The organism is Arthrobacter sp. MYb23 (genome assembly GCF_002979775.1).
GTDB lineage: Bacteria > Actinomycetota > Actinomycetes > Actinomycetales > Micrococcaceae > Arthrobacter.
In genome coordinates this window covers 116,399-122,773 of record NZ_PCPR01000016.1, presented here as the reverse complement: position 1 = coordinate 122,773, position 6,375 = coordinate 116,399, and the positions used below count along the sequence as shown (strand labels likewise).

The 6,375-nt window shown below is 61.8% G+C and carries 6 protein-coding genes; 3 read left to right on the top strand and 3 right to left on the bottom strand.

What is annotated here, in order from left to right; all coding sequences use genetic code 11:
* Positions 1 to 837 (bottom strand): sigma-70 family RNA polymerase sigma factor (locus CQ020_RS16340; RefSeq protein WP_181151911.1); only part of this gene is annotated, 837 nt, incomplete at its 3' end.
* 151 nt (positions 838 to 988) lie between these two features.
* On the opposite strand from CQ020_RS16340, the gene CQ020_RS16335 reads away from it, so the two are divergent.
* The 3 genes from CQ020_RS16335 (at position 989) to CQ020_RS16325 (ending at position 4,174) form a co-directional block, all read left to right on the top strand.
* Positions 989 to 1,747, top strand: coding sequence for a hypothetical protein (locus CQ020_RS16335; RefSeq protein WP_105692802.1), 759 nt, complete (start codon positions 989 to 991; stop codon positions 1,745 to 1,747).
* Positions 1,748 to 1,850: 103 nt separating this feature from the next.
* Complete coding sequence (locus CQ020_RS16330) at positions 1,851 to 3,083, top strand: Ig-like domain-containing protein (RefSeq protein ID WP_105692801.1); 1,233 nt, start codon at positions 1,851 to 1,853, stop codon at positions 3,081 to 3,083.
* A gap of 263 nt (positions 3,084 to 3,346) precedes the next feature.
* Positions 3,347 to 4,174: a DUF1684 domain-containing protein gene (locus CQ020_RS16325; RefSeq protein WP_105692800.1), complete on the top strand. Its 828-nt coding sequence runs from the start codon at positions 3,347 to 3,349 to the stop codon at positions 4,172 to 4,174.
* A 19-nt stretch (positions 4,175 to 4,193) separates the two neighbouring features.
* On the opposite strand, the gene CQ020_RS16320 is transcribed toward CQ020_RS16325, so the two are convergent.
* The gene (locus CQ020_RS16320) at positions 4,194 to 5,465 is read right to left on the bottom strand and encodes an acyl-CoA dehydrogenase family protein (protein ID WP_105692810.1); all 1,272 of its coding nucleotides are present in this window, start codon (positions 5,463 to 5,465) and stop codon (positions 4,194 to 4,196) included.
* The gene (locus CQ020_RS16315) at positions 5,465 to 6,289 is read right to left on the bottom strand and encodes an SDR family NAD(P)-dependent oxidoreductase (protein ID WP_105692799.1); all 825 of its coding nucleotides are present in this window, start codon (positions 6,287 to 6,289) and stop codon (positions 5,465 to 5,467) included. The genes CQ020_RS16320 and CQ020_RS16315 overlap by 1 nt, the downstream gene beginning before the upstream one ends.
* Positions 6,290 to 6,375: the final 86 nt, after the last annotated feature.

Genomic DNA, 6,375 nt, shown 5'->3' with positions numbered 1-6,375 from the left:
GGCCGCCTTGGCGGGAAACATGCCACCGAGGACGCCAAGTCCAGCCCCTTCCCCTGCCCACAGCGCGGCCGGGATTCCTGTGACCAGGGGCAGGAGGACTGCCCTCATGCTCCCCTGAACGTCCTTCAGTTCCGCAAGGGCCGCTGTGCATGATGAGCAGCCGTTCAGATGCTCGCGGATCTTGCGCTCAGTGGCGGTGGACACTCCACCGCGGATGTAGTTGCCGAGCTTCGATACGTACTGGGAACACTCAGTGTCAGCTTGCTCCGAGATGTGGCACTGCAGGTACTGCCTCCTCAGACCTTCACGGGCGCGAAGGGCGAGTGCAGAAACGGCGTTGGCGGAGAGACCCAGAATTGGCGCCACGGCCGCAGGTTTCATGCGTTCCACGTCCAAGTACCAGAGCACAGCCTGCCACCGTTCAGGAAGGGCCCGGAAGGCTTTGGCTATGGTGTGCGACTCGAAAGCGCCTATTGCCGGGTCCGAGTCCGACAAGGCTTGATCCAGGACGGATTCGTCGCCGCTGGGCACCACTTTGCCGGCTTTGCGATTCCGATGATGGGACAACCGGGCAACTGTGGACAAAAGGTAAGCCCTGAAGAACGTGTCCGGCCCTTTGCCGGCAACAAGGCTTTGCAGGACAGCCTGGAAAGCCTCCGCGACCACATCCTCAGCGTCACTCTGGTTGTCCACGTTGCGTCTGGCAACCTTGGATGCAACGGACACATGGCGCTCGTAGAGTCCGTCAAAGGCAGACATGTCTCCATTGCGGACCAAGTCAATGAGTTGACCGTCGTCGACGCTGGATTTGTTGCTCGCATGTGACGTTTGTGCCATCTATGGCACCCCCAAATCGTAGAGAACCCTGCCCATATATAAGGAGTGGGGGTGCGGCCCAAGTCGTGACGCCAGTTTTGTACATAGTCTTTAGCAATCGATTCTCCAGACGCCTCCGTCACGAAAAGGCTCTTTTACGCACTGTTGGGATATGACATCGTTCCGGACAAAATCAGGTGCCGAGTCCACATTCTTGCAGCACCATTTGCTGAGCAGATGGCGGACCGCCAGTTACCAAAGGGGTTGGCGGTTCCGCGCGGACTGGTTCCTGCCGGAAGTCCGGACAGTGGCCACGTCCCTCGTCAGCAGCTCAGTAGTTCCGGCCCCCGCAGCAAAATTGCTGGGTGCCGCGCGCGCCAGGAATGGCGTCAGTATCAGAGAAACCTTGAACGACTTCCGTGCCCTGTTCACCGCAGCGGAGCAGGCCCTTGACGTCGATGCCCTCCTGTCAATCGCGGAAGGCTGGGCCGAGGTTGCCGAAACAGCCCCCGCCATCTCGTGCACCGACGTCTATACAGGGCTGGCCACCCAGGCCCACTTTCAACGACGAATCCACGAGGTGTCCACACTCGGCGCGCAGTGGCCTGGCTCGCATGCGCTGGCAATCATCTCGCTGCCCCATCCCCGGGACAGCCGCAGCCATTGCTGGACCCTGTTGGCCCGGCTTGGGGATGCCGTCAACTGTGAGTTGCAAGGAACCGGAGCGACGGCAATGTACCAAGATTCCGCCGTCCATGTCCTCTTTTCCGTCAGCGAAAAAAACCTGTCCCAGCTGGTGGACTGCAAGGCTGCTTTGGAGGCCCTCGGCGAGGGCCGGCTGTGCCCCGCGCACATGAATTTCTACCCGCTTTCCAGGGCTGCGGCAGCGGCCGCCACCGCCACAACGGCCGCGCGGGACTCGTCGTGCTAGCCCGATTTGGCCGAAAACCGTTCTGCAGCGTAACGAACCACGCATTGCGAACACTGACCTTGTGACGGAACACATCCCAAGGATTAGAAGGACCTTTCCCATCATGAATAACCAGATCCATCAAAAAACTGTGTCACTGGTGGCTGCACTGCTGGCCGTTGGCATGGCTGTCCTGGGCCTGGGACTCTCCGCCCTGCCCGCCAGTGCTGAGGAGATCCCGGACGCGGAGATCACTCTTAGCACCAGCTCCATAGTCACCCGGCAATGGGACCAAGTGAATCTGACCTGCGAATGGTCCGTCCCGGACAACTCGCAACCCGGGGACACGTTCACTTTGCAGCTTCCCCCCGAACTGCGGTGGTTTGGCGCTGCAACTTTTGATCTGGATACTCCCGATGGCCAGAGGGTGGCAACAGCTACGGCCAACGACGCCGGCCAGGTGGTCTTCACGCTCACTGACTTCGTCGCCCTGCATCCGCTGAATGTGGGCGGAACGTGCTCGTTCGTCACGCAATACTCCGTGGATCCGGCGATCGGCGGAACAAAGGAACTCAGCTTCGTTTTCGGCGACAGCGTGGTTCGCGTCCCGGTGAGTATCGAACCGTGCACGGAAAACTGCCTCCCGGAGGTGCCCACAACCGCGGGAAAGTCGATGTGGTGGGCGGACCCTGCACAATCTGAGCTTCAATCGATCCTGTACATGCCGCCCATGGCCTCAGCAAACAACGACGTTGTGGTCACCGATGTCCCCGCAGCCGGAATGGTCATCGACTGCAGCCGGGTCACACCCCGCGTTGGCAAGGTGCGGGGCGAGGCCGGCAACATCGTTGAGCCCTACGACAACGAGCAATATCCAGCGACCATCGAATGTACCCCTCAGTCGCTCAAGGTCAGCTGGACCGGCCTCCCCCAAGGCGAACACGTGGAGCTCTTTGTGATGACCAAGGTGTCTGATCCTTCCCTGGACGTTTACGAAAACAACGGGACAGTGACCATCTCAGGCGAGGAAAACCAGGTGGGGGCCCAAATGCGCCGGAGCCATGCCAGCGGAACCGGGCAGGGGACAGCTGCAGCAACACCCATCCCCAGCACCAGCACCAGCACCAGCCCAGCAACACCTATCCCCAGCACCAGCAGCCCCGCTGTTGTGGTTCTTCCGGCAGAACCAACCGAACCGGCGTGGACGAAGACCCCGGCGCCGTCTGCCACTGCGGAACAGTTAGCCAACACGGGCGCACAAGGCCAAGCGTTCTTCTTCCTGGCTGCGGCACTTCTGGCCGTGGGATCCCTGCTCGCCTTTGCGGGCGCCCGTAAGCACAGGCACCGTTCGCACTAACCAGGCGATCAAAAACGCCCAGGCGATCAAAACGCCCTCCGGGGCACGACGGCGAAACTGGTCCGGGCATGTGGTGCCAGGCCAACGCTGCCGTCCATCAATCCCGGCTCGCGCTGGCATGAGTTCAGGGCCAGCGCGAGCCGATCCATAGCAGTGGAGTCCTGACCTCGATGGGGCTGGATTCCGGGAATGCCCACGCCCGGCGCATAGTTGAGGCAAGAGCAACCGCCGCGAACTGACGCGAACACTAGCTGAGGAGAACCATGAGCTCGCCCACCACCGCAACCGACGCCCAACTCGCACGGTGGGAGCGGTTCCGTGCAGGCCGGAATGCAGCCCTTGCCACTGAGCACGGCTGGTTGACGCTCACGTCTTTCCAATGGCTTGAGTCCCAGCCGTCCGGGGTGGAACTTGTTCCGGGCCTCTGGTCTACTGACGGCACCACGGCTTTCCTCACGGCGAGCGCTGAGGATGGACTGACCGTGGTGGAGACAGGACAGGCCGTAGAGGGGACCATCACGGCGACGCTGCAGGATGAAGAGTCGCTCATGTGGGTGCAGTTTGGAGGCGACGACGGCAAGCAGGTTGTGGTGGAACTTGCCATGCGTGCGGACAAATACGCGGTCCGCACGCGCGACAACAGCTCCACAGTGTTGACCCGGTTCAAGGGCGTCCCCACTTACGAGTACAACCCCGACTGGGTTGTCCAGGGCCGGTTCGAAGCCTACGCTGAGCCTGTGGACGTACCCATCGGCACGGCCAACCCCTTGGTGGATGGCGTCCACCGGTCAGTGGGCGAGGTTGCGTTCCGGGTGCCGGGTGTTCCCCACGAAATCCGGCTGCACGCGGAAGAAGAGAAGCTGGGTGCCCTCAACGTCACCTTCCACGATGAAAGCAACGGAGAGACCACGGATGAATGGCGTAAGGTCTTCATTCCCCGTCCTCGCCCTGATGGGACCGTGGTGATCGATTTCAACCGTGCCATCAACTACCCCAGTGCCTTCACCCCGTACGGCACGTGCCCCATGCCTGTCCGGGGCAACTCACTGGACGTCCGCGTGGAAGCGGGAGAGAAGCTCCCCCAGGAGTGAGAGACGTGGTCTGAGCGGCCTAGGTGATGGCTGAAACCCCAGTCACTGCACGGCCTACGATCAGGGAGTTGATCTCGTAGGAGCCTTCGTACGTGTAAATTGCCTCTGCGTCGGCAAAGATCTTGGCAATGCGGTAATCGGTGACGATTCCGTTCCCGCCCAGGATGGAACGGCCCAAAGCGACGGTTTCCCGCATCCTGGCGCTGCAGTAGGCCTTTGCGAGCGCAACTTGTGCCATGTCGGCTCCACCGTGGCGCACTCCTTGGGCGTCCGTGAAAATGTCCTCCTGCAGCTGCGCTATACGAACCATCATTCCCATGCTGGCAACCGCGTTGCCGAGCATGTCCACCAGGTGTTGTTGGATGAGCTGGAACTTGGCCAGTGGCTTGCCGAACTGCATGCGCTCGACGGCGTACTGCCGGGCGACGTCGAATGCTGCCAGTTGTTGGCCTACTGCTTGCCAGGCAACCATGATGCGGGATCCGCGGAGGAGATGATTGGTGTCCGCGAAGCTGCTGATGCCGGCGAAGCGATCCGTTTCAGCTACCTGGACGTCCTCAAAGACGATGTCGGCGTTCTGTACCGTGCGCAGGGCAATCTTGTTCTCGATGCGGCTGCGGGTAATGCCCGGCAGGGAAGCGTCAACAATGAAAGCACGGACTGCGCCGTCTTTTTCATCCTTGGCCCACACCAGCATGTAGTCGCAGAACGTCCCGTTACCTATCCAGCGTTTGGCGCCGTTAATCACCCAGTAATCGCCGCCGTCGGAATCCGGCCGTTCAACCCGGCGGGCGGTGGTTTCCATGCCACCGGCGACGTCTGACCCGTGGTTCGGTTCTGTGAGAGCGAAGGCTCCGGTGGTGCGGAGGTTGGAGGCGTCGTCGAGGTAGCGGTCCTGTTGAGCGTCGCTGCCGAAGTCGTACAGCGATTCCACGAAAAGATCGTGGTGGACCATGAAGAATGTGGCGATCGAGGTGTCAACGCGTGTCATTTCCGCGATCACCAGTCCGGCAAACAGGTGCGTATACCCGCGCTGGGCAGGGGCGCTGAGCCGGAGGGCCGCGAGCTTGGGGAGGATGTGTTCCGGGAACTCCGCCTCCTCCCACCAGTGGCCGGCGTAGGGGGCGATCTCGGAGGCAAGGAACGCCCGGAGTTCATTGAGTTTCCGCTGTTCCTGAACACTGAGCAGCGATTCGAAGTCGAAGAAGTCGGCAGTGGGGAGGTCAGCCACGGACGGCGAAACGGACCCAACTGTTCCGGGCGACCCCGGAGCGCCGCTGTAGTCTCCCATCATTTGAGTCCCATGCGGATGGCGCCATCAAGCCGGATGGTTTCCCCGTTGAGCATGGCGTTTTCCACGATGTGGGCCGCCAGGTTGGCGTATTCCGCGGCCCGGCCGAGGCGGGCGGGATGCGGAACCTGCTGCCCAAGGGAGTCCTGGGCTGCTTGGGGAAGTCCGGCCATCATGGGTGTTTCAAAGATGCCGGGCGCAATGGTGGTTACCCTGATCAACGATCGGGCGAACTCGCGTGCCAAGGGCAGCGTCATGGCTGCTACGGCGCCTTTAGATGCGGCGTAGGCAGGCTGGCCGATCTGGCCTTCGAAGGCGGCGACGGATGCTGTGTTGATGATGACGCCGCGTTCGGGTCCACCCAGTTCCGTGGAGACGGGCTCGGTTTCCACCATGGCTGCGGCGGCCAAGCGAATCACGTTGAATGTTCCCACAAGGTTGATCTGAATGACCTTGGTGAAGTTCTCCAGCGGCAGCACGCCATCACGGCCGAGGACTTTTCCGGGTGTCGCTATGCCTGCGCAGTTGACCACGATCCGGAGCGGGCCCATGGAGGTGGCGGCGTCGACGGCGGCTTGGACTTGGGATTCGTTGGTGACGTCCGCGGGAGCAAAGACCGCCCGCGGGGCCAACTCCCCCGCACCCGAACCCGGGCCCGAACCCGGACCCGAAGCATTTAGCTCCGCCGCGTAGGCGTCCCCGGCTGACTGCGGCAGGTCCACCAACACCACCGAAGCTCCGGCGTCGAACAGTCGTTTGGCGGTGGCAGCGCCCAAACCCGACGCCCCACCAGTAATCAGCGCAACCGTACCCTTGATGTCCATTCATCCTCCTTGATGCAAGACCCAAATCCGTTAATGCATGTTAACTGGAATTGTGGCCAGGCGCACACTGCCCGGCCCCGCTGGGT

Bases quoted from the DNA above. Each gene is read 5' to 3' on its own strand.
- CQ020_RS16335 (WP_105692802.1), top strand. From the start codon at position 989: ATGACATCGTTCCGGACAAAATCAGGTGCCGAGTCCACATTCTTGCAG.
- CQ020_RS16330 (WP_105692801.1), top strand. From the start codon at position 1,851: ATGAATAACCAGATCCATCAAAAAACTGTGTCACTGGTGGCTGCACTG.
- CQ020_RS16325 (WP_105692800.1), top strand. From the start codon at position 3,347: ATGAGCTCGCCCACCACCGCAACCGACGCCCAACTCGCACGGTGGGAG.
- CQ020_RS16320 (WP_105692810.1), bottom strand. From the start codon at position 5,465: ATGGGAGACTACAGCGGCGCTCCGGGGTCGCCCGGAACAGTTGGGTCC.
- CQ020_RS16315 (WP_105692799.1), bottom strand. From the start codon at position 6,289: ATGGACATCAAGGGTACGGTTGCGCTGATTACTGGTGGGGCGTCGGGT.